Here is a 24,937-nt window from a genome sequence, read left to right on the forward strand (position 1 = left end):
TATTGAATATTATTGATGAGGGGACACGTGAGTGCCTGGCAATTGAAGTTGATACGTCATTGCCTGCTGAACGAGTCATTAGAGTACTAGAACGCTTGAAAATCGATAGAGGATTGCCGAAACAAATTCGAGTGGATAATGGGCCTGAACTTATTTCAGCTAATCTATTGAATTATTGTAAAAATAATCGAATTGAGCTATGTCATATTCAACCCGGTAAACCTCAACAAAACGGTTTTATCGAACGTTTTAATGGCTCATTCCGCCGTGAATTTTTAAATGCATATTTATTTGAGTCATTAAGCCAAGTACGTGAAATGGTGTGGTTTTGGCAATAAGATTATAACCAAAATCGAACGCACGAAAGCTTAAATCACCTCCCTCCAGAGGTATATCGTAAACAGTTAGAAAACTCTAAATTGAAGTATCTCAATTAATGGGAAGTGGACATGACCATCTAGTCGGTCACCAAATTCAATAATAAAACTAATTATTGTTTTTTCCAATTTTTAAATATCCCAATAAAAATCACCATTCATGTCCAATATGTCTGTTTAAATATTGTGAGTTGCTCCCCTTAAGTTGTTTTAAGTCATCACAATACTTTGTAGGGAAAGGGGTTAGGGTCGGTACAGAATGGGACGATATCAATATTAATTTAAGAGAGCCACTAATAACTTATAGTGGCTAATAGGACATGATGATTACCGTTTACTACGGAAAGACTCTAGCTTCCATATCATTTTTAAATAGCATAACAAAATAATGACTGAATAACCAAACATCATCCAATTAACAATCGTCTCTTCACTCTGTTTTGTTGTTAGATAAATACCATATGCGCCAACAATATAACAATAAACGATTAAAAATCGTCGTACATATATTAACGTGCTAGTTGGCCTAAACTTTGAGGAATACTGATTTCTAATCTTAAAATAAAAAACAATTCCCAATATGGTTAAGATAAAATAAATCGCATATGGAATCACTGAATAGGCTCTCCACTTGTACTATACTTTTGTTCATTACTTTTGTTCATTACCTTTATCATCCGTACATTTATATTATACTGAATTTTCATTGTCATCTGTAACAACAATATAAAGCTCACAGTCTTCAACAATATCTTTAATGTTAGATATTTTTTCTGATTCAGTAACAACCATAATGACATCATTTGACTTTTTATCTAGAAAAAATGCTTTATCGATGTCATCTTTTATGATTAGAGTTAATAAAAATCCGACTTAAGGCTCTTATATGAACGTGAAGTGTTGTGTGTCATTCTGGGTCGACAGATACAAAAAAGCCGCACTGGGCGACTTTCAAGATGATTGTTATTCTGCTTATATGTATGATTGGTATGCAAACATACATTAAAAACACTATTGGACAGATATGGAACTTTCAACTTTACTTCTTTTTATTCCTGCTTGTTTTGCTTTGAACCTAGCGCCTGGGCCTAATAACCTGCTTTCTGTTAACAATGCAGTATACTATGGCTTTGCATACTCCTGTGCGGGGGGAATTGGTAGGTTGTTCGCATTTGTGATTATGCTTATTTTAGCTTCATTTGGTTTAGCTGTTGTCTTGCAGACATCAGAAGTCATTTTCAGCATAATCAAATTTGCTGGCGTTGCTTATCTTCTATGGCTTGCATACCAATTATGGAACTCTCCAACTGATGAGTTCAAATTTGAAGAAACCAAGAAAAATAGTTCGATAATAAAATTAGCAAGGCAAGAATTTTTGGTCGCAGCGGGAAATCCAAAGGCGATACTCATATTCACAGCCTTTCTTCCTCAATTCGTTAATCCACAACTACCAACTGAATCCCAATTTCTAGCACTTGGCTCTTTATTTTTGTTACTTGAATTCATTGCAATCATGCTCTATGCATGGTTAGGTTTACATATGAAGAAGTTACTAAGAAAACCAAATGCTAAAAAGGTTTTTAATCGCACCTGTTCTGGTCTATTAGCTAGTGCAGGCGTTGGGCTTCTAATTTCTCAAAAAGTGGCTAAATAATACAACATTTAAAAATTCATTAAATAAAAAGTCATCACTTAATTAAAGATGACTTTTTATCTTAATACCATTCAAGCAACAAGTTACTGCATCGGATTATTTCCAGAAATTAACCTTCAGCAGATAGTTTTAAAAATAACGTTTATCAGACCGCATTATAATTTTAATTAATACCCAGAACCTTAATTCATAATCAAGCCACAATATTTATCTACTGTATAGTAAAATTATCAGGTTTGTATTGATGTTCTAAATATTTTCCAGAATATGTTATCCCTCTCAGGCTTAAGACTACGAAAAATGTAATGTATGCTAAAGCCTTTTCCTCATTAAAAAACATCATTACTTGGTCAAATACATCCAAAAGTCAGCGAAATTTTTACATTCTGTAGACATTGTTCCCGTTTCTTCCTCTTTTTCACACCGTGAGAGTATGTCACCATTCATAAGCACATTTTGTAAAAGAATATTGACCTCATCTTCACAATTTGCTGGCTCAGGATGTTTTTTACAAATACTATTTATTCTAGATAAATAATCATCATATCTATCTGTAGCGCCTAATACAGTACTACTCAATGATAATAGCATTGGTATCACTAACCATCTTTTCATATCCATCCCCTTTGGTTTAATTCAAACTCTAATTCAATAATAACTATAAGGCAATAAAAACCTATTTAAAAGAAATTATTATAATTCACATATAACAAATAGACCTTCAACAACTTCACTGATTATCTTTATCTTCGAAACGTGTTTGTAGACTCACTTTAAAAATAATGAATATTCATTTTCAATAGGCTATGATGGGCAAAAGTAATAATTATTTTTTAGCTATATATCCATACACATATTAAAATTAATTTCATGTAACGACTCGAATACACCCGCATTCTGCCATTATTACTAACATAGCCAGATCTATTAATCAGTATAAAATACACCATTCTTATTATCACTCACAGAGCATTTAAAACGTATTAATAGTGCGACTCTGTTGATAAACTATTACAATAAAAAATAATAAGGTGATGATATACATGCTCCCTCCTGCTAATTTTATTACTTTAACCAGCGAAATGGTTGAAGAGTGCGCAAAACTTTACTGTGAAACCTACAGCTCTGCTCCTTGGTTTGAACAATGGCCATCACATCACCCCATAATTGAATTTATTACCCATCATTTAGGTAATAATTATTTTATGGGTTATGTTATACAGGTAGAAAAGCGCATTGTTGGTGCTTGCCTTGGTTTTAAAAAACCATGGAATCAAGGGGTTGAATACTATATTGATGAGCTATTTATTCATCCTGATTTTCAGGGTAAAGGGCTAGGCAGTGCATTTATGCAATATATCGAACAGCAATGCGTTACATGCAATCTTAACGCTATTATTCTAAATACTGAGAAAGGTTTTCCATCGGAAAGTTATTATCGCCGTAATGGTTTTACAGTGCATGAAGGCTTAATTATTCTATCCAAATGGGTGACGACTGATAACCATAAAACAAAATAGTCGCTCGACAGGCCTTATCTCTCTTTCCGCCCACCATTAAATAAACTTGATTGTGAATAATGGTGGACAAGAGGATCAGTCAATATAGAAATACTTTAATTTATTTTTATATACCATATAAAAACGCATAAAAGTGGTCATACCTAACCCGCATACTGTGCTATACCTGTATAACCTTTACCTTGATGTAGTTTATCGACTTTGCCAGTTGCTAAAGTGACCTGATAAACCCCGCCAAGTAAATCGGCAATATACATCAATTGAGCACTTTTATCGTACGTTAAGCCGATAGTTTCGTTAAAACCTCGGCAAATCACTCGATAATTAGCCAACCCATGCTCCGTCATTTCCGCACAATTTAGGCTATTACCATTTGGCTCCCCGCCCCTATCTGTCCAATACAGAATTTGCTTTTCTTCATCAATTAATAGGTCAATAGGCTCGGGAAGCTTGTCGAGTAATAATTCAATATCTTTCCTATCGGATGGATGATAATTGGCTTTTGGCTGTAATGGCACTCGAAATAAACGACCTAGCCCACCTTTTGCAGTACCTTTTTGTGTCCAATAGAGCCAATTATTTGCAACATCGAGGGCAATTCCCACACATTGGTCTAATATATCGACTTTACCTTGATTATTGCGTGGTCGTTCAACGTGAGTTTGTAAATCGGATCCATCGGTTTTGCATGAACTAATTTTCCCTCCTTCTCGGTCGCACCAATATAATCGTTGTGATTGTTGCTCAAGTTGAAGCTGTTTTGGCGTTCTGGTTTGACCATTGCCTATCAGCATCTTTCTGGCTGTTCCATCAAAATTCATCACATTGATAGAGCCGTCATCAGCATCAAAGTCATCTCCCATATTACTCCAGTAAATCAAACGTCTTACAGGATCAACATCTATACCATCAGGCGTACCACCCAGCCCTTCAACGAGGTTATAAGCCTCCCTCGTTGTTTTATTAAACTGTATTATTGCAGGGTTGATTATATCGAGTAGCAATAAATAAGGCTGAGAAAATTCGTTAGTTTTCATCACTGTTACCTCATCATACATTTGATTAATTTTACGTTTTAAATATAGATGGTTAATCATTGATTAGCTAACTAATAGTTTCGAATTAAATTATTTCTTAAGGTTTAGCGGGGTTACGGGTGATACGATAACTTATCTCTAGGATCAACTTATTGAGTATAAAAATAAAACGATGAATTTTAATATAAAAAAGGATAAATCTTAGGTGTAATACCTTAGACGAGTTAAGGTTATTGATTTTTTGTTTATATTAAAAGCAACCTTAAGAAAAAATTAATTATAAAAGCAGATTTATTAACAATAGCCCTCATATTTAATATCTATTTATGTTTAAAGAAATATAATCTTCAAACAATTTCAAATTGTAAAAAAATATTAAAAATAACATAAAGAATGGTTGGCGACTCATATGAAAAAAGTCGAATATTTACTCAAAAAACTACGTTCGGTAGTTATCAGCGATAAGCTCTATCTCACTAATAAGTTTAGGAAAAAAATCGGTTATATCCCTAATTTTGATACTCCCAAAAGCTTTAATGAGAAAGTCAATTATCGGATGATATATGACCGAAATCCGTTATATACACAATTAGCCGATAAACTGGCAGTCAGGGAATATGTTTCTCGAAAAATTGGGGAACAATATTTAGTACCAATTTTAGCCACCTATAATGACGTTAATGAAATCAATATTGATAAATTACCAGAACGTTTCGTATTGAAATGTAATCATGATAGTGGTAGTAGTGTTATTTGTGTCAATAAAGCACAATTTAATCTACAAAAAGCGAAAGACAAGCTTTCATTTCACTTAATGAAAAATTTGTATTACATCACGCGTGAACGGCATTATAAAAATATTAAAGCCAAAATAATTTGTGAATCATATATTGATCTGTTTGCAAACAAAAATAGAAAGCTCATTCCCGAGACCTGTCGTATCCACTGTTTTGCGGGTAAACCAATGTACGCAGAGATCGACTATAGCGATGAGTTGGGTAATGAGTTTATTAATATCTATGATACGCAATGGCAGCTGCAACCTGTGACATTTGGCTATCCGAATATGTTAGAGCCCGTTGCAGAGCCTCCGTTATTCCAAGAGATGCTAAGGTTGGCTCAGCGGCTTGTCAGCCCTTTTGACTATTGCCGTGCTGATTTTTTGATGTCAGAAGACACATTATATTTTAGCGAATTGACATTTGCACCAAATGCGGGACGCACAGTCATTCAACCTTTATCATGGGATTTTCGACTAGGGGAAATGTGGCAACAACGCATTGTTGGGGCGACAGGTAATATTGAGGTTGGTGAAACATTAGCGGCTATCTCTTTTAATAAAAAGAAATAGCCCTATTTAATCGATAAAAGCCGTGTTAACTCAATGAACAACACGGCTTTTGGCTTAAACTTTATAGTTAATTTGCCAATACACCCGCTTTACGACGCACACTGGCAATAAGCATATAAATTGTTGTAACCGTTAATACAATAAAGAAGAAGTTAACCAAACCATTATGTTGCTCTAAGAAGGTTCCAGCGACTAATGGACCCACAGCAGATCCCACACTATAGCTAAACAACATAACTTGAGTTGCCGCAACAATATAAGAAGAATCTAAATTGTCACAGGCCAACGTAATCGCAATTGGGTATAGTGCAAACGAAGACATCCCCAGCAGCGCCAATGCGACTATCATCACAAGGTAATCGTTAGAGATATAAATAATCCCCATTGCAAATACCCCCAGTAACGACACCATCGCTAACAGCAACGTTTTACTCATCATAATTGACAGTTTACTGACGACTGGCTGGATCAGCATACCGCCTAGAATAATTGATGCCATCAACACACCCACTTGTTGAGTGTTAAATGGGCCATTTTTTAATGATAAAGGCATTAACCCATAAATTGTTCCCATCAAAATTCCGGATGTCATACAACCAATCATTGCAGGCTTACTGAGACGAGCAATTTTTTTCAATGATAGTTTTTGATGCGAATCACATGCTGGTTGCCCCTGACGAAATAACAGTGGTGGTAAAACGGCAAGCAGTAATAGCCCAAGCACAACCATAAATGGATAAGCGCCTTGAGTGCCAATAACACCAATAGCCAACTGCCCCAATGTGGTTCCACCATAAAGAGATGTCATATAAAAACTGAGGCGTTTCGCTCGCTCTTTAGGGCTGTCACCAATCAGGAGCCACGATTCAACAACCACGAAAATCCCAGCGACGGCAATCCCCGCAATCAAACGGTTTGGTAACCAAGCAGAAATGTTCGGTGTCCACGGCAAAATAACCACGGTTGCCGCCAACATTAATAAAAAAGCAATAAATGAGAGACGATGACCTATTTTAGCAATAATAGGTTCGATCATCATTGACCCAATTAATAAACCAATATAGTAGGCACTAGCTAACCAGCCCGCATAACTTGTATCGATATTAAAGCCCCCCATTGATAATGGGATAAGGCTCATTAGATACCCCGAAGCAATTGCAAAAATGGTCAAGCCCGCGACAGGTACAAATGTACTGTCTTGTTTGCGCATTAATGTAGAGGCCTGTTTCACGACCTACTCTCCCACTGACAAAATAAATAATGACTCGCCATCATTCAAATAACAGCATTGTTGACTGGGTTTATTCGCACTAGTCACATTGTTACTTAATGCACTTAACCATTCAGACTTGGCCAACTAACTACAGATTGAATTATTTTGAGTCTCTGCGCTGCATTCATCGGGGGGCCACGCGGCAATATTGAGTACCCAAAAGATACCCAGTCCGGCGACTAGTGCAGGTGTTTAAATAAAAATGGTAAGACTAATTTGGCGGCAATATAGAACTTTAATGGGGTAAATTAAAATGAGAAAAACTAATGCTCACTAGTAAAAATATTTATGTGAGAAAAATCACAATTTTTCTTGGGAAAGTGTTGTTGGCCGCAAAGGCAATAAAAATAAAAATACCTTTTAAAACAACGAATTAAAAGAAAGCCCTTCAATAAAAGCAATAGCACTGATTGATTGAATTTTAACCACAATCGTATTGATAAATTTTATTGGTTATCTATTAAAAAATATTTTATTACAATATTGTGCTGCGCCATTTGATCATTAAAGATACTTACTAGGATTAATTATCTTTTTTATTCATTTTTATAATTGAAAATCGTATTTATCGGCAATTAACGTCGTTTGAATTAATTTTGTTCGTTTTCCTGTTTTAATCTCCGCCATAATGTTGTGCGGCTTATTCCTAAATAACGTGCAACGGCTTGTCTATCCCCTTTAAAATAATCCATCACCTCAGAAAGTGAGGCACCGACTTGCTTAGCTTGTGTAAAATCCGCCGTCACCGTTTCACGTTCAGGCGATAAACTTACCAACATCGTTTGCGTAATCGCTTTATCTGGATATGCGCTGCAATATAACGCCACTCGTTCCATTAAGTTGCGTAATTCACGCACGTTACCCGGCCATAAATAGTGCTTAAAAAAATCACGGCAACTAAATAGTTGCTGAACTCTAAATGCGGGCAGTGATTGTTGTAAGCCAGCAAATGCCAGTTTTAGTAGCCGCTCTGCTAGCATATAGATATCCTCTCCGCGTTCATGTAATGAAGGTACTTTCATGCGTAAAACACCCAGTCGATAAAATAAATCGGCTCTAAAACGCCCTTCTTTTACCCAATTATCAAGGTCACAGTGGGTCGCACAAATGACACGGACGTTCACCTGTAATGGGCGATATCCGCCAATACGTACCACCGTCATTTCTTCCAATACCCTTAACAACCGAGTTTGCAACGCTAATGGCATTTCCCCTATTTCATCTAAAAATAAGGTGCCGCCATTTGCCATTTCAAATAAACCTGCTCGCCCTCCGCGCCGAGAGCCAGTAAATGCTCCTTCTTCATAGCCAAATAGCTCTGCTTCTAATAAATTTTCAGGGATAGCACCACAGTTGACAGCAACAAATGGCATAGGTGCCTTTCTTTTATGCTGATTAAATAATCGATATTCATGATGGATAGCTTGCGCCACCATTTCCTTTCCTGTGCCACTTTCCCCTTGAATTAACACTGTTGCCTCAGAGCGCGCGTAAAGCATAATCTCTTGGCGTACTCGTTCCATTAAAGGGGAAGCACCAATTAAGTCATTGATTGTATGTCGTACTTTGGTTGTGTTTTCTGGCTGATAACCGATTGGTGTGGTTTTTTGATCGTAAGAAATGCGACTTAATTCAATAGCATCGTAAAAAGCTTGGCGTATTGTTTCGGTTGAATAAATAAAGATCCCCGTCATTCCCAACTCTTGGGCAAGATCCATAATCAGCCCTGCACCAACAACCACATTGATCCCCATGGCTTTTAATGACTTTAATTGCGCCCTTGCATCCTCTGCGGTGATATAGCTACGTTGTTCAATGCGCAAACCAAAGTTTCTTTGAAACTCATCTAATGAAGGGATAATTTTTTGATAATTAATAATGCCAACTTTATGACTGATCTCACGTGCTTTCGCGAGCGCTTGCATCACATCGAACCCACTGACTTTAACGATGATCACCGGAACCGATACGTGACTTTTTAAGTAAGCGCCATTTGAACCAGCACTAATTATTGCATCACAATGCCCGGTTTTGAGCCGTTCACGCACCTCTTCTGCCGCCTGCTCAAACCCCATATTGAGTGGTGTTATCTCCGCTTGAGCGCTAAATTCTGGGCTGATATCACGAAATAGTGTAAATAATCGAGAGACAGAAACTGTCCAAATAATTGGTTTTTGCATAAGTTTGATCCTGAAACCCAATTACGTTTCATATAATGTTTCAATAGACATTAGCACTGTTTCATTGAAACAACACAATGGCTTTATACAAAACTCCAAGTTAGCTCACAAAAACAACACTATTCACATCTAATTGATTTTCAATAAATAAAATAATTATCCCATTATTCGGCGATTATGGCACGGCACTTGCTACGCATAATTAAAACAAACTCAGCTACACTTTATTAGCACTTTGATAACATGAGGCTTTCTATGTCATCTATTTCAGCCGGACAAGCGTTTCGTAATGCATTGGATAGTGAAACACCTCTACAGCTAGTTGGCACGATCAATGCCAATCATGCCTTACTTGCCCAGCGTGCAGGTTACAAAGCCATTTATCTTTCTGGTGGTGGCGTAGCGGCTGGCTCTTTAGGCTTACCCGATTTAGGAATTTCCACTTTAGACGATGTTTTAATTGATATTCGGCGCATCACCGATGTGTGTGATCTCCCTTTAATGGTAGATGCCGATATTGGTTTTGGCCCCTCCGCATTTAATGTCGCTAGGACAGTGAAATCTATCTATAAAGCAGGTGCAGCCGGTCTACATTTAGAAGATCAGGTCGGAGCAAAGCGTTGTGGTCACCGACCAAACAAAGAAATAGTCTCTACACAAGAGATGGTTGATCGCATTAAAGCTGCGGTCGATGCGCGTGTTGATGATAATTTTGTGATCATGGCTCGGACTGATGCTCTCGCTGTTGAAGGGTTAGAGGCCGCTCTAGAAAGAGCGCATGCCTATATCGAAGCGGGGGCTGATATGCTCTTCCCTGAGGCAATAACCGAATTAAGCATGTATCAACAATTCGTCAATCATACTCAAGTACCTGTCCTTGCCAATCTGACTGAGTTTGGGAAAACCCCACTCTTTACCCTTGATGAGTTACGCAGTGTTGGCATTGCGATTGCGCTGTATCCCCTTTCTGCTTTCCGTGCAATGAATAAAGCCGCAGAGCAGGTTTATACCACTTTACGTCAAGAGGGTACGCAAAAAAGTGTTGTGCCAATCATGCAGACCCGTGACGAGTTGTACCAAAGTATTAACTATTACGATTATGAACAAAAATTAGATGCCTTATTTTCACAACAGAAATAATTAATTCAATAAAACACGTTGTGTAAACCCTACAAAGGATGATCCGATGACTGAACAACTGAACACTTCTAACACATCGCAATTTAAACCCAAAAAATCCGTTGCACTTTCAGGTATCGCGGCGGGGAATACCGCACTTTGTACTGTCGGTAAAAATGGCAATGATTTGCACTACCGAGGCTATGATATACACGATCTCGCTACTCAGTGTGAATTTGAAGAGGTTGCTTACCTCCTCATTCATGAAAAGCTCCCCACAAGCTCTGAATTAACGGCTTATAAAGAAAAATTAAAGGCATTAAGGGGCTTACCCGCCAGTGTAAAACAAACCTTAGAATCAATCCCTGCAAATGCCCATCCCATGGATGTGATGCGTACAGGCGTTTCTGTCATGGGTTGTGTTTTACCTGAAAAAGAGGCGCACACATTAGCCGGAGCCAAAGAGATTGCTGACAGGTTACTTGCCTCTCTCGGCTCCATGCTGCTGTATTGGTATCACTTTAGCCATCATGGACGCCGAATTGAAACAGAAACCGATGATGAGTCGATTGGCGCACATTTTCTGCATCTTTTACACGGTAAGAAGCCACCAGCGCAGTGGGAACGTTTCATGCACATAGCCTCTATTCTCTACGCTGAACATGAATTTAATGCCTCCACTTTTGCTGCTCGTGTCATTGCCGGAACAGGCACCGATTTTTACTCTGCAATAACAGGAGCAATCGCAGCATTACGTGGGCCTAAGCATGGTGGAGCAAATGAGGTTTCTTTAGAGATACAACAACGCTATGCCTCTATTGAGGAAGCGGAACGCGATATTATGGCGCGTCTCGCTAAATCAGAGGTGATCATCGGCTTCGGTCATCCCGTTTATACCCTTGCAGATCCCCGTCACCCCATTATTAAATCGGTAGCACTGCAACTGTCTGAGCAAAATTTAAACCGTCAACTTTATGATATCGCACACCATTTAGAGTCGGTGATGAAGCGTGAAAAAAATATGTTCCCGAATTTAGATTGGTTCTCCGCAGTCACTTATCATTTGATGGGAATTCCGACCGCCATGTTTACCCCACTGTTTGTTATGGCACGAACCGCAGGTTGGTCCGCACACATCATCGAGCAGCGCCAAGATAATAAAATTATTCGCCCTTCTGCTAACTATATTGGCCCAGAAAACAAACTATTTACTCGCATGGAACAGCGTTAATAAGGATCATATCAATGACAACAGCTACCTTAAATCAGCAAGAATTCGATAAAGTGATCAGTGATATCGTCGATTATGTCACCGAATATCCCATCGTCTCTGACTTAGCTTATGACACCGCCTATTATTGCTTTCTAGACACGCTTGGTTGCGGTATGGAGTCGCTCGAGTATCCTGCATGTAAAAAATTGCTCGGTCCTATCGTTCCAGGTACGGTCGTGCCTAATGGCGCAAAAGTACCTGGCACGCAATTTCAACTCGACCCTGTACAGGCCGCTTTCAATATTGGCACCATGATCCGCTGGTTAGATTTTAATGATACTTGGCTTGCAGCTGAGTGGGGCCATCCCTCTGATAACTTAGGCGGTATTCTCGCGGTCGCGGATTGGTTATCGCGAGAAGCGCTCGCAAAAGGTAAACCACCTTTAACAATTCGGCATGTGCTCACCGCTATGATCAAAGCACATGAAATTCAAGGATGTATCGCCTTAGAAAATGCCTTTAATAAGGTAGGGCTTGACCATGTTATTTTAGTCAAAGTAGCCTCTACCGCCGTCGTAGCACAGATGTTAGGACTCAATCGCGAAGAGATATTAAATGCGGTATCCCTCGCTTGGATTGACGGCCACAGTTTACGTACTTATCGACATGCACCAAATACAGGTTCGCGTAAATCATGGGCTGCGGGGGATGCAACCTCTCGAGCAGTTCGGCTAGCTCTTATGGCACAAAAAGGTGAAATGGGCTATCCCAGCGCACTAACCGCAAAAACATGGGGCTTCTATGATGCGCTGTTTAATGGGCAAGCTTTCCGTTTCCAACGCCCCTATGGCTCTTATGTTATGGAGAATGTGCTGTTTAAAATTTCGTTCCCTGCTGAATTCCATGCACAAACTGCGGTGGAAGCTGCATTACAACTGCATGAGCAATTAAAATCACTTGGTAAAAGTGCTGATGATATTGAGAGCGTATCGATACGCACCCATGAAGCTTGTGTACGGATTATTGATAAACAAGGGCCACTTAATAACCCAGCTGACCGAGACCACTGTATTCAATATATGGTTGCGATCCCATTGATTTTTGGGCGTTTAACCGCTGCTGACTATGAAGATAATATTGCTAATGACCCACGTATTGATAACTTACGTAGCAAAATAGTTTGCCGTGAAGAGCCTAGCTTCACACAGGATTACCATGATCCTGAGAAGCGCTCTATCGCCAATGGGTTAACGATTAAGCTTAAAGATGGTCAATGCCTTGATGAAGTATTAATCGAATACCCAGTTGGCCACAAACGTCGCCGTAAAGAAGGGATCCCTCTACTATTAAAGAAATACAGGACCAATCTAGCGCGTCAGTTCCCTGAAACGCAACAAAGACGAATTCTTGCTGCATCACTTGATAAGCCATTGCTTGAAGCGATGCCGGTCAATGCGTTTATGGACTTGTTTGTTATTTAATCATTATGATCAAATATGGGGACCCCTGTCCCCATAATCGACTCATCCCCAATTTTCTTAAATGAAATATCCCTTTAATAGCGATAGATTTTAGTTTTAATTCTATTGAATAAACCTAAAAGGATATTATGCACCGATTTCCTATGGTTACTTTAATACTCGTAGCTTCTGCAACTGCCTATGCAGATACTTGTGATAATTTTGTGGTTGATACTGGTTTTATCATATGAATTACCTTTGATTCAATATGTACACATTTAACAGTGAGTCCAATATTACTTCTCAAAATCAGCGAAGCCGACCTCCATTTTTATTTTAATCCATCAAAAGCAATTATCGGTTCATCTGTTAAAAGTTAATGTTAATTTACGTTATCTTAATGCATTAGATGGAAAAAGAATTAATTATTCCCAATATACAGGAATCAGTGATTCAGCACCGATAAAAACAGTTAAAATTCATAAATAGCACAGTTAAACGAATGTAATTGATTTTATTAACAAACTCATCAAAATAAAAAATCAGAACAGATAATAGAAATAAACCTTAAAATTCAAATGATTGATTTTATGGATAATGTTTACTTAAATAAAAAACCAACTGATAAAACACCTTATAAGATATAAAAAAATAAACTTAGCCTATAAGAAAATCAATCATAAATAGACAAAATAAACGCAACATTATGTTTGCTTGAATTAATCTTTACACCTTATCAAACAAAACCACTCAATAAATAATAATCAAAATTAAATAGTTATTAAATCTAAAACAAATCTATTAATGATTGCGTTAATGTTTATAAATATCAATAGAGTTAATATTAAAATATTATAACTTCATTACATCTTAAATAACTGGTGTTATGATAAATAATCAAGCAACTAAACGAAATTAGATAGTTAACACTCTTCAAAATGCCATTGTTGTTTTTCATTTAGCTAGAACCTGCATGACCAATATTAACTTTTATTGATTTAAGGAATTAGTACGATATGAAGACAAAAACTATCCGTGACGTCACCTTTGATTTATTACGTCAGCTTGAACTAACGACTTTATTTGGTAACCCAGGCTCAACAGAGGAGACTTTTTTAAAAAATTTCCCTAAAGATTTTCGTTACATTCAAACATTACACGAATCATCAGCGGTTGGTGCTGCCGACGGCTATGCTCAGGCGACTCGAAAACCAGCTATCGTCAACGTCCATACCTCCGCAGGCCTAAGTAACTCAATGAGTAATATTATGACTGCGGCACAGAATAAAACACCATTAATTATTACTGCGGGTAACCAAACTCGTGAAATGTTGTTAATGGAACCTTGGTTAACCAACGTTTCACCAACAGAACTGCCTAAACCTTGGATAAAATGGAGCTATGAACCTGTCAGAGCAGAAGATGTACCCGCTGCATTTATGCGCGCTTATGCAATGGCATTACAACCACCTGCTGGTCCTGTCTTTCTATCCATTCCGCTAGATGATTGGGATAAACCTGCATTAGGTGATGCTGTAGTACGCACTGTTGCATCACAATTTGCGCCAGACCCTATCCGGATTTCTCAATTTGCCGATAAGCTATCAACGGCTAAAAATCCAGCACTTATATATGGTTCTGGTATTGCTCGAGGGAAAGGCTGGGATATTGGGATTCAATTAGCAGAAAAATTGAATTGCCATGTATTCAGTGCCCCCGCGTCAGAGGTGCCCTCATTCCCTGAAAACCATCCTCTTTATGCTGGCGGATTGCCTTTTGCTATTCAACCGTTATCAGAAAAATTGAAAGGCTATGATGTCGCTATTGTTATTGGCGCACCGATATTTCGCTATTATCCTTATGTGGAAGGCGAATATATTCCCGAGGGGTTAAAATTACTGCATATTACTGATGACCCTAATGAATCTGGAAGAGCTCCTGTTGGTGATAGTTTGTTATCTAGCCCGGTGTTAGCATTAGAAGCATTACTCAATCTAGTGCCAAAACGCTCAATAACACCGCCTAAAGTTCCGCAACAACATCACAGAATGTCACCTCACCCAGCAGCACCGCCATTACCACATAAAGGTCAACAGCTTTCTGCATTAGAATTATTTCAAGGGTTACGTGAGTTTACTCCCGAAAATACTGTATTAATCGAAGAATCACCCTCTAATCTTGGTGAATTGCATACCGCATGGCCTATTGATAAGCCAGACTCTTTCTACACTTTTGCAAGCGGAAGCCTTGGCTGGAATTTACCCGCAAGTATTGGTATCGCATTAGCAGAAAGAGATAGCGGTAGAAATCGTCCTGTTCTAGCCATTATCGGTGATGGTTCTTTGCAATATTCAATTCAAGGCCTATGGACAGCTGCTCAACTTAAGCTACCTATATTGTTTGTTGTACCACGAAACTATGAATATGCGATCTTGAAATCCTTTGCTGAATTAGAAGATTCCCCAGGCGTTCCGGGCCTTGACTTGCCTGATATAGATATCACTTCTTTAGCTAAAGGTTATGGTTGTGTTGGCGTACGTGCTGAAACAATAGATGAGATAAGCCAAATATGTAAGGTGGCATTTTCACGTTCAGTTCCTACCGTGATTGAAGTTCCTATTATTCCTACGACACCTCCTTTGTTGTAATTAAATAAACTTGAGGCGCAATGCGTGTTATTGCGCCTTTTTTGCGTATAAAAGAGGTTATCTAATGTTAGATACTATTATTACAGCGTTACTGCCTATTGTGGTTACTCTTTTACTCGGATATTTTGCAGGGTATCGACATGACTTCAATAAGGATCAAGCCACTATATTAAATAAAATGGTTATGTTGTATGCCTTACCATTATTGCTATTTGCAGGAATATTAAGTACTCCATTAACAGAAGTAATCAATAACGTTGATGTTTTCTTGTGGATATTCGTGGGCATGGTGGTGGGGTTTCTTGCTGTTTTCCTTATTTCCCGCTTCATCTTCAAATCTAGCGCTCGTTTAGCCGCATTACGTTCCATTGCTATTGCCGGTCCTGCTGTACCTTTTGTTGGAACTCCTGTATTAGGCGTTCTGTTTACTACAGATGCTGATATTGCAATTGCCGTCGGTAGCTTATTAATGAATTTAATTCAGGTTCCATTAGCATTAGTCTTTTTAGTTGGTGGCGATTCTGACAACACATCAACAAATAAGAAAAGTGTATTTTCAATTGTTGCTAACAGTATAAAAAATGCGTTAATGCAACCTGTCGTATGGGCACCTATCCTAGCTTTTATTTTATTACTGATTGGATTGGATATGCCTAAGTTTTTAAAAGGTTCATTTATTTTATTAGGTCAAGCAACTGGTGGAGTGGCATTATTTGCTGTAGGCGCTGTTCTCTATGCACAAAAAGTGAGTTTTTCTCTATCTGTTATCATAAACGTTCTGAGTAAAAATATTCTATTACCTTTAATTATACTGGTAATTATGATGGCGTTACATATACCTCATGTCGAGCGAGGCTTAGTGTCTGTAACACTGGCTATCCCTACAGCATCAATAGCGGTTATTTTTGCGGTGGAATATAAAACAGGGGAGCAAGAAATGGCATCAACACTATTTTGGAGTACCATTTTATCAGTTATTACAATGGGTGGCTTTATTTGGTTTACAGGAAGTTAAGTTAATTCAACGCTAAACCGATTGAAATTAAACGACCATGGCAGAATGTCAATTTTTCCTCTTACAGACAATACTCTTAAAAGTCTTTCCATGGTCGTTATTTGCATCTGCTTTGCGGTTTCTACTCGTCATCTCTGGCACTGCAAATTTTCGAATACCGTTTTCAAGTGACTCCCTACATCGGCATAAAGCTCATCCAACAGTCAAAAAGGAGCCATACGTTATTTCATTGGTAAAATACTCTCGAAAACACCGCCTTTAAAAATATAGCCTATATGTATGATCACGGATATGACGTTGTTATGGATAAAGAAAAAGCGAATTATTATTTAGCACAAGTCAAACTCACAAAAGTTGTGAATACTCTTTCTACCAATACTATCCCTGCCAGATTTATACTGATAAAAAGTAAATGCCCATTAAGATATTAACCCGTGGCTAAATAGATATAACGCTATTTACCACGGCTCTATTCATTTATTATTTCAATTTCTATAGGCTGACTCTATTCTTTCTCTAGCCCATTAATCCGTAGCCACCCTGTTGTGAACGTTCCAGTATTAGGGTTAGTGTAACTTGCGTAAGCAAAACCGGGAAACTCTTGCGCACTAAATAGCCATACTGAATCCCCTTCAATGACATAAGGCTGTCCAGGTTTTTCGCAAGCTAAGGCTGGGTCTTCATAAAAGTAGAGGCGTTTTTCTTTAACTCTATAATTCCCTTTTGATGGCTCCTCAAGCTTATAATAGATATCCTCAGGCTTGGATACGGATTCCACATTTAACCAACCTCTCGCTCTACCATAACTTACAAAGACATATTCATTTTCCTCATCATCAATCATAGAGTTAGCTAGTTGATTAAAAACCTTCACCTTATCATTAGGTATTACAAAATTAATATTACTCTTGCATTCTGGTGTTGGAGCGGAGTGGAAATATGCTTTTTTTTCGCCAACGACCACCCATGTATCTGATTTAGGTGAAAAAAATTCAGAGCCGATCTGCTCGCGCCGTTGAGAGCAAAACTGCTCTCTTTTAATGCAGTTTTGATATTGCTCCCCTAACTTTTTATCAAACGCCAATTGCTTTAATTTCCGACCATCGCTATCTGTCGTCCATAACGTATTTGATCTCAGTAAATAACTTAAAGTACCTATTGGCCTTTGTAATTGCTCTCCCGGAAGATAATCGCTACAACTGTCGATTATGCCTATTTCTAATATATTTTCGTCTTGATAACTGGCATCCATAGAGATTCTATCGGAAGACTTTTTATATTTTACGGCGGGTGGATAATTTGAACTAAGAATAAGATTTTCTAGCTCGGAATAACAATAATATGACACTTCTTCATTCAGAAATTGAAGGTAACTTTCATCATCTTGAGCATATTCATTTGCACTGACTGATATCGAATGTAGAGTTGTAGTCAGCAAAACTGCAATTTTTAATAAATGGCGCATATACATTCCTTGTTACCCTGAGTAATAACATGTTCATTAAACTGGCCAATATAACGCGTTTACTCATGACATATTAAAACAAAATATTCAGAAATACCCTCCAATAATTGACAAATTATTAGTGTATTATTCTTTTGCTTTCCCAATAAAATAATAAATCAACACCTAAAACTTTATTTATTCGATCTAAAACGGGGACATCTGTCCCCGTTATTGATCAAGCCCATGTCTTACCAAAACAGCGCATACAGTACACACAAGATAATCATGATTGCATAAGAAGCAACGTTGAAGCCTGTTGATGTTTTAAAAGTTTCTGATGTCAGGATAATTGCACCTTGGCTATCATCTTCTTTTGATGTTGTTAAGCTGATCAGCCCAATCACTACCGCAGTAAAGAAGAAGGTATACATCATCTGGTCAAGGAATGGCATACCTAAAGGCATTAACTTCAAGAATAATGCAAACGGAATAGAAAGAAGCACACCAATAATTGCCCCTTTTGCATTCGTTTTTTTCCAGAACAACCCTAACAAGAAGACGGCTAAAATACCTGGGCTAACTAAACCTGTATATTCCTGAATATATTGGAAAGCTTGGCCAATATTCCCCAGTAATGGAGCAATAAAGCAGGCAATAATTAATGCCACGACCGCACTGACTCGACCTACATTAACTAATTTATGATCGCTGGTCGAAGGCGCAATATACTCTTTATAGATATCCATCGTGAAAATGGTTGCGACCGAGTTCAACATTGACGCTAATGATGAAACAATTGCAGCAGCCAATGCCGCAAATACAACCCCTTTCGCTCCGACAGGTAAGAATTGCGTTAACCATGGATAGGCTTTATCGGCCTGTGCGAGCGTTGGAATATGCTCTTGGGCCATTGTACCAAGTCCCGCAAGTAATTGTGGATCAGTGACAATCACATACGCTGCAATCCCTGGAACAACAACAAGGATAGGAACAATTAATTTCAAGAAGGCAGCAAAAACCAGACCTTTTTGTGCTTCATTGATAGATTTAGCCGCTAAAGCGCGTTGGATAATATATTGGTTGAAACCCCAATAATACAAGTTAGCGATCCACAAACCACCAATCAACACCGCAATACCCGGTAAATTGCTAAACTGAGGGTTATCTTGGCTTAAAATCATTTCAAAATGCTGGGGAGCTTCACTAACCATACGGCTCATACCTGCCATGATCCCTGCATCACCACCGATGTAACTCACCGCCATGATAGCCGTCAGTAAGCCACCCAAAATAAGGAAGAAGACTTGAACAACATCGGTCCACGCCACTGCCGATAGACCACCATAAAGAGAGTAGGCAATAGCAAACAGCGCCAAACCCAATATTGCATAAGACATTGGAATGCCAAGGATAGTCTGTAGAGCCAACGCACCTAAATAAAGAACAGATGTTAAGTTAACAAAGACAAATAAAGCTAGCCAAAATACTGCTAAAATCGTTTTTAACGTACGATTAAACCGTTTTTCAACGAATTCAGGGATAGTAAAAATACCCTTATCGATAAAAATAGGCATGAAATATTTAGCAACGATAATTAGTGTTAACGCAGCCATCCACTCATAAGAGGCAATCGCTAATCCGATAGAAAACCCTGAACCTGACATACCGATAAACTGCTCGGCAGAGATGTTTGCAGCTATTAATGAAGAGCCAATTGCCCACCACGGTAATGTTTTTCCTGCTAAGAAATAGTCTTTCGTGCCTTTTTTCTCGCCTTTTTTATTACGAGAAACCCATAAACCGACTGATATGATAATAAGCACATACAGGATAAATATCCCGTAGTCTAACGTGCTCAATCCAACGCCTTCTGTATGCATGATCAAGTTCCTTCACCTTCACCAAATGATTCACCATTAGTGTAAACGTTACCATTGCATATCACTGTTAGATTAATCACAGATTTTTATAATAGATTAATTTTATCAACGAAATGTCAAATAATTGTATGTTATTTAACACATTAAAGGCGATTTCACGTACATAAAATGTCCGATTTTGGATTTTTTGAGAAAAAATGTCTCTGGTGGGTCAACGTCATCAAAAGATATGATAACGTTTACATTATTAAAGTCATGAGGTTTTCAATGGACGTACAGAATTACGCTGTACCAGTGTAGGGGAATAGATTAAACCACCAGCCTCTATATTTTCATTACGTGCTAAAGCAAGCGCTAATTCAGTGGCACGTTCAGCCATCATTTGGATGGGATAACGAATGGTTGTTAAACGTGGGTGAATATAACGGGCAATCAGTACATCATCAAAACCAATCACGGATACCTGTTCTGGGGAATGAATATCATTTTCATCAAGTACTGCAATTGCCCCCGCGGCCATAAAATCGTTATACCCGACAACCGCGGTGATCTCTAAGGACTTAGTCAATAGATTAGTCATCGCCTGCTCACCACCCTCACCATAAGGCTTGCCATATTCGATATAGCTTTCAGGTAATGAAATTGCATGTTTTTTCAATGCATCACGATAGCCAAGTAACCGCTGTTCAGCGTCTTCTATTTTATGATCCGATGAAATATAAGCAATTTTAGTATGGCCTTGGCGGATCAAGTGCTCAGTGGCAAGATAGGCACCCTTGTAGTTATTCAACGAAATACAGCGATCAGCAATCGCCTCAATACGTCGATTAATCAATACCATGCTAGGAACTTCTTCGGCAAATTCTATCAGCTCTTCGTCTGACAACGCTTTAGAGTGAATAACGAGGGCATCACAGCGATTATTGATCAGCAATTCGATAGATTGGCGCTCTTCCTGCGCCGTGTGATAACCATTACAAATTAAAATGTGTTTACCATTTTTGTGGGCAACCGCATCAACCGCTTTGACCATCGTACCAAAAAAAGGGTCTGAGACATCATTCACCAATACCCCAATGGTGTTAGAACTTTGATTTACCAATGCGCGAGCGGCTGCATTTGGACGATAACCGAGTTTATTCATGGCACTTTTAACCGCAGCAATCGACATTTTGCTTGCCTTCGGTGATTGATTAATCACTCGAGAAACTGTCGCCACCGACACTCCCGCTTCTCTCGCTACATCTTTGATCGTTGCCATTTTTTACCTCTAAGTTCAGTCGATGCCATTAAACAATGCATTAGTATAAAAAACAATGGGGTATATTATAGATACGATGACCCTACTTTTAATATAGTAATACGAAAAACGCCGCATGAGGCGGCGTTACTCTCAGAAAATAAAGTGATAGCTCGTTTTCTGGTGATATATTTGATTTGGCTGTGAAATACCGCTGTATTGCTCCCCCCATTCAGGGTGGTTAACGGCATCCGGTGGAAACTGAGTTTCAAAGGCCACACCTGAAAACGGGGTATAATGACGTGATTTTCCCGGAACCGAAATCAAATAATTCCCTGTATAAACTTGCATTGCTGGCAAAGTTGTTGCGATATCCATTCGAACATCACCTTCTGGTGAAAAGAGTGAAGCGACCGTTTGCTCACCATCCGTAAGCTCTGGAGCCAAGATCATCGCATGATCATAACCACCAACTGCTTTTTGATCATCGTCTTGCAAAAAATCATAGCCTATACGCTTTTTACGACGAAAATCGAAAAACGTCTCAGAAACATCACGCCATTCGCCTGTTGGGATCCCCCCCTTATCGGTAGGCAGATAATGGGTGGCCGCTAGTTGTAAATCGTGCTCTAAGGCCGTTCTCGCCGAATCTTCCCCTGCTAAATTAAAATAAGCATGATTGGTTAAATTTACAGGGCACAACTCACTCACTTGTGTACGATAGTCGATAATGACTTTATTTTCATCCGTTAATACATAGCGGACTTCAGCTTGTAATTCCCCAGGAAATCCCTGATCGCCATCTTCTGAAACCAACGAAAAAATTGCCTCATATGGGTTAATTTGAGTCACCTTCCAAACACGATAACTAAAATTATCCCGACCGCCATGTAAACAGTGTTCACCTTGATTACTTGTCACCTGATACTCACGACCTGCTAAATTAAAACGGCCATGTGCAATCCGGTTCGCAACTCGCCCAACGGTTGCACCTAGATAAACGCCTTGATCCATTTGGGCCGCCATATTCGGTGAACCGAGTAAAACATCACGTTTACCTGCCGACATGGGTAATATGCAGCTTATCCAACTTGCTCCCAAGGTTGACAATAAAATTTTCATGCCATGTCTGTTGGTCAATGCAATCACTTTAGATGCACGTGCCACATACCCTTGGTCTTTCGATAACTGCATTCTTTTCTCCCTACAATTTTCATGCATTCGCCATGATCCCAGCACCATCACTAGGCTGGCAAACATAAATATCGGCCTTCAGCCCTGTCAGCGCTTGATACTTTTGCTCAACCGCATCAATGACAGGAGTAACGAGTTGCTGTTTCATCAATGCCACCACGCAGCCACCAAAACCGCCGCCTGTCATTCTCACGCCGCCTTGATCCCCCAGAACCGCTTTCACAATTTCTACTAAGGTATCAATCTCTTTTACGGTAATTTCAAAATCATCCCGCATAGAAATATGTGACTGCTCCATCAGCATACTCAATAGGGGAAGATTATTTTCAGTTAAGGCTTTTGCGGCGGCAAGTGTTCTGTCGTTTTCGCTAATAACATGCTTAGCGCGTTTAGCCACTAGAGGTGTCAATTCCCCCTGCTTTTGGGCGAATTGTGCCAATGTAACATCCCGCAAAGCTTTCACGCCGAATTGTTTCGCCGCAGTTTCACATTGCTGACGTCGAATATTATACTCACTATCCACTAATCCGCGTTTTTTATTTGAATTGATGATCATGACGACAAGATCATCAGGAATTGGAATTGGTGCTAACTCTAGGCTACGGCAATCGATTAATAGTGCATGCCCCTCATCACCGCAAGCAGAAATTAACTGATCCATAATGCCACAATTACAACCGACAAATTGGTTTTCAGCTTGCTGACCATTCAAAGCGATGTCTTGTTGGCTAATCTCCAATTGATACAATATCTTTAATGTCTGTCCAATCACCACTTCCAGTGAAGCCGACGAGCTAAGTCCTGCCCCTTGAGGTACATTGCCACTTACCGCGATTTCACATCCGCCAAATTGATACCCTCTGGCTAATAAATATTTAACGACGCCCCGAATATAGTTTGCCCACATTTTTTCAGGCAAAAATAGGATCTCTTCATCAAGGCTAAACTCATCAATATCATAGCCATAATCGGCTGCAATCACGCGAATTAAACGGTCAGGGCGCTTTCTGGCTGCCGTCATTGTTTGATAATCAATTGCACAAGGTAAAACAAACCCATCATTATAATCGGTGTGTTCACCAATAATATTCACACGTCCTGGCGCTTGCGCATAGACCTCGGGCTGAGCATCAAAGCCCTTAATAAAGGCTTCTGTCACTTTTTGTTGGAGTATTTCGATGCTATTCATAGCAACCTCTCGATAATATCTGGGTAATAATGGAATGGCTCGGCCATGCTGGTTGTATGCTCTAAATATTTACTGCTGCTTGTAGTGAATATCACTGACACCCCGTAACCTTTCCGCTGCTTGTTCAGGGGTTAAATCACGTTGAGTTTCAGCTAACATTTCATAGCCAACCATAAATTTTTTGATTGTCGCTGAGCGCAACAGAGGCGGATAAAAAAGAGCATGAAGCTGCCAGTGTTCAATCTCTCGGTTATCACTAAAAAATGGAGCGAAATGCCATCCCATCGAGTAAGGGAATGCACAATGAAAGAGATTGTCATAACGACAGGTGAGCTTTTTCAGTGCAACACTAAGGTCATCGCGTATCTCTACACTCATTTCATTCATACGCCGAATATGTATTTTAGGCATTAGCATGGTTTCAAACGGCCAAGCCGCCCAATAAGGCACAACAGCAAGCCAATGTGCTGTTTCCACTACCGTTCTAGAGCCATCTTTCAGCTCTGCCTGTGCATAATCCAACAGTAAATTGCTTCCTTGCTGCTGGTAATACTGTTTTAAGTGCTCATCTTTACGAGCAATTTCATTAGGCAAGAAATCACTCGCCCAAATCTGCCCATGAGGGTGTGGCTGAGAGCACCCCATCACCTCACCTTTATTTTCAAAAACTTGTACCCATAAAAACCGTTGGCTGAGTTCATCAATTTGCTGCTGCCAAGTTTCAATTACACGGCCGATTTGAGCTGTCGATAGTTCAGGTAAAGTCTTACTGTGATCAGGTGAAAAGCAGATCACTCGGCTCAAGCCACTGACCGCTTGTGTTTTAAATAAAGGCGATTGTTCTTTTGGCTGCGCACAAGACCTAGGTAATAGTGCAGAATAATCGTTTTGAAACACATATGTATCTTGATAATCAGGATTGATATCACCAGAAACGCGATGGTTGGTTGGGCATAAAAAACAGTTTCCATCGTATTTAGGCAATTGTTTCACTTCCACCTTCTCATCTTGCCCACTCCAAGGTCGTTTAGCACGATGAGGTGAGACCAAAACCCATTGTCCTGTTAATGGGTTATAACGCCGATGCGGGCAATCTGATGGGTTGAACGCTATTTTATCCATGATGTTCTATTTCTCCTG

18 protein-coding genes and 1 pseudogene are annotated in these 24,937 nt (G+C 39.1%); 9 read left to right on the forward strand and 10 right to left on the reverse strand.

Annotated features, from left to right (window positions below):
- Nucleotides 1–437: pseudogene (locus PSE69_RS17950) on the forward strand (transposase); the annotation flags it as partial.
- A 964-nt stretch (nucleotides 438–1,401) separates the two neighbouring features.
- Nucleotides 1,402–2,031, forward strand: a complete 630-nt coding sequence (locus PSE69_RS17955; RefSeq protein ID WP_004921590.1) for a LysE family translocator — start codon at nucleotides 1,402–1,404, stop codon at nucleotides 2,029–2,031.
- A gap of 342 nt (nucleotides 2,032–2,373) precedes the next feature.
- On the opposite strand, the gene PSE69_RS17960 is transcribed toward PSE69_RS17955, so the two are convergent.
- Nucleotides 2,374–2,646 carry a hypothetical protein gene (locus tag PSE69_RS17960; protein ID WP_230088951.1) on the reverse strand — a complete coding sequence of 91 codons (273 nt, stop codon included), beginning with the start codon at nucleotides 2,644–2,646 and terminating at the stop codon, nucleotides 2,374–2,376.
- A 428-nt stretch (nucleotides 2,647–3,074) separates the two neighbouring features.
- Here PSE69_RS17960 and PSE69_RS17965 point away from each other — a divergent pair, with 428 nt between their 5' ends.
- Nucleotides 3,075–3,551 carry a GNAT family N-acetyltransferase gene (locus PSE69_RS17965; RefSeq protein ID WP_004921602.1) on the forward strand — a complete coding sequence of 159 codons (477 nt, stop codon included), beginning with the start codon at nucleotides 3,075–3,077 and terminating at the stop codon, nucleotides 3,549–3,551.
- A gap of 143 nt (nucleotides 3,552–3,694) precedes the next feature.
- Here PSE69_RS17965 and PSE69_RS17970 read toward each other — a convergent pair whose 3' ends face one another.
- Nucleotides 3,695–4,588, reverse strand: coding sequence for a hypothetical protein (locus PSE69_RS17970; protein ID WP_072197204.1), 894 nt, complete (start codon nucleotides 4,586–4,588; stop codon nucleotides 3,695–3,697).
- Between the two features lie 409 nt (nucleotides 4,589–4,997).
- Between PSE69_RS17970 and PSE69_RS17975 the strand changes: the two genes are divergently transcribed.
- Nucleotides 4,998–5,939 (forward strand): ATP-grasp fold amidoligase family protein, encoded by a 942-nt coding sequence (locus PSE69_RS17975; RefSeq protein ID WP_060560891.1) that lies wholly within the window; start codon nucleotides 4,998–5,000, stop codon nucleotides 5,937–5,939.
- 67 nt (nucleotides 5,940–6,006) lie between these two features.
- On the opposite strand, the gene PSE69_RS17980 is transcribed toward PSE69_RS17975, so the two are convergent.
- Together PSE69_RS17980 and prpR are read right to left on the reverse strand one after the other, a co-directional pair.
- Nucleotides 6,007–7,149 (reverse strand): MFS transporter, encoded by a 1,143-nt coding sequence (locus PSE69_RS17980; protein ID WP_004921609.1) that lies wholly within the window; start codon nucleotides 7,147–7,149, stop codon nucleotides 6,007–6,009.
- A gap of 653 nt (nucleotides 7,150–7,802) precedes the next feature.
- Complete coding sequence (prpR, locus tag PSE69_RS17985; RefSeq protein WP_004921616.1) at nucleotides 7,803–9,392, reverse strand: propionate catabolism operon regulatory protein PrpR; 1,590 nt, start codon at nucleotides 9,390–9,392, stop codon at nucleotides 7,803–7,805.
- Between the two features lie 255 nt (nucleotides 9,393–9,647).
- Between prpR and prpB the strand changes: the two genes are divergently transcribed.
- The 5 genes from prpB to PSE69_RS18010 all read left to right on the forward strand — a co-directional run bounded on the left by prpB (nucleotide 9,648) and on the right by PSE69_RS18010 (nucleotide 16,847).
- Nucleotides 9,648–10,532 carry a methylisocitrate lyase gene (gene prpB / locus PSE69_RS17990; protein ID WP_040133335.1) on the forward strand — a complete coding sequence of 295 codons (885 nt, stop codon included), beginning with the start codon at nucleotides 9,648–9,650 and terminating at the stop codon, nucleotides 10,530–10,532.
- 46 nt (nucleotides 10,533–10,578) lie between these two features.
- Complete coding sequence (gene prpC / locus PSE69_RS17995; RefSeq protein ID WP_036941124.1) at nucleotides 10,579–11,742, forward strand: bifunctional 2-methylcitrate synthase/citrate synthase; 1,164 nt, start codon at nucleotides 10,579–10,581, stop codon at nucleotides 11,740–11,742.
- 14 nt (nucleotides 11,743–11,756) lie between these two features.
- Complete coding sequence (locus tag PSE69_RS18000) at nucleotides 11,757–13,205, forward strand: bifunctional 2-methylcitrate dehydratase/aconitate hydratase (RefSeq protein WP_004921626.1); 1,449 nt, start codon at nucleotides 11,757–11,759, stop codon at nucleotides 13,203–13,205.
- Between the two features lie 995 nt (nucleotides 13,206–14,200).
- On the forward strand, nucleotides 14,201–15,832 hold the full coding sequence (mdlC, locus tag PSE69_RS18005; RefSeq protein ID WP_014656373.1) for a benzoylformate decarboxylase: 1,632 nt from the start codon (nucleotides 14,201–14,203) through the stop codon (nucleotides 15,830–15,832).
- A 64-nt stretch (nucleotides 15,833–15,896) separates the two neighbouring features.
- Nucleotides 15,897–16,847: an AEC family transporter gene (locus PSE69_RS18010; protein ID WP_014656374.1), complete on the forward strand. Its 951-nt coding sequence runs from the start codon at nucleotides 15,897–15,899 to the stop codon at nucleotides 16,845–16,847.
- A 505-nt stretch (nucleotides 16,848–17,352) separates the two neighbouring features.
- Here PSE69_RS18010 and PSE69_RS18015 read toward each other — a convergent pair.
- The 6 genes from PSE69_RS18015 to PSE69_RS18040 form a co-directional block, all read right to left on the reverse strand.
- Nucleotides 17,353–18,312, reverse strand: a complete 960-nt coding sequence (locus tag PSE69_RS18015; RefSeq protein ID WP_223854815.1) for a hypothetical protein — start codon at nucleotides 18,310–18,312, stop codon at nucleotides 17,353–17,355.
- Nucleotides 18,313–18,542: 230 nt separating this feature from the next.
- Nucleotides 18,543–20,174: a sodium/sugar symporter gene (locus PSE69_RS18020; protein ID WP_040133336.1), complete on the reverse strand. Its 1,632-nt coding sequence runs from the start codon at nucleotides 20,172–20,174 to the stop codon at nucleotides 18,543–18,545.
- Between the two features lie 253 nt (nucleotides 20,175–20,427).
- Entirely contained in the window at nucleotides 20,428–21,435 is a 1,008-nt protein-coding gene (locus PSE69_RS18025; protein WP_004921645.1) for a substrate-binding domain-containing protein, read from the reverse strand.
- A gap of 132 nt (nucleotides 21,436–21,567) precedes the next feature.
- Nucleotides 21,568–22,608: a galactose-1-epimerase gene (gene galM / locus PSE69_RS18030; RefSeq protein WP_040133337.1), complete on the reverse strand. Its 1,041-nt coding sequence runs from the start codon at nucleotides 22,606–22,608 to the stop codon at nucleotides 21,568–21,570.
- A 19-nt stretch (nucleotides 22,609–22,627) separates the two neighbouring features.
- Nucleotides 22,628–23,788: a galactokinase gene (gene galK, locus PSE69_RS18035; protein WP_392504923.1), complete on the reverse strand. Its 1,161-nt coding sequence runs from the start codon at nucleotides 23,786–23,788 to the stop codon at nucleotides 22,628–22,630.
- A gap of 78 nt (nucleotides 23,789–23,866) precedes the next feature.
- Nucleotides 23,867–24,919, reverse strand: a complete 1,053-nt coding sequence (locus PSE69_RS18040; RefSeq protein WP_004921656.1) for a UDP-glucose--hexose-1-phosphate uridylyltransferase — start codon at nucleotides 24,917–24,919, stop codon at nucleotides 23,867–23,869.
- Between the last annotated feature and the right edge of the window lie 18 nt (nucleotides 24,920–24,937).

It is taken from the genome of Providencia sp. PROV122 (genome assembly GCF_028482365.1).
Classification (GTDB): domain Bacteria; phylum Pseudomonadota; class Gammaproteobacteria; order Enterobacterales; family Enterobacteriaceae; genus Providencia; species Providencia stuartii.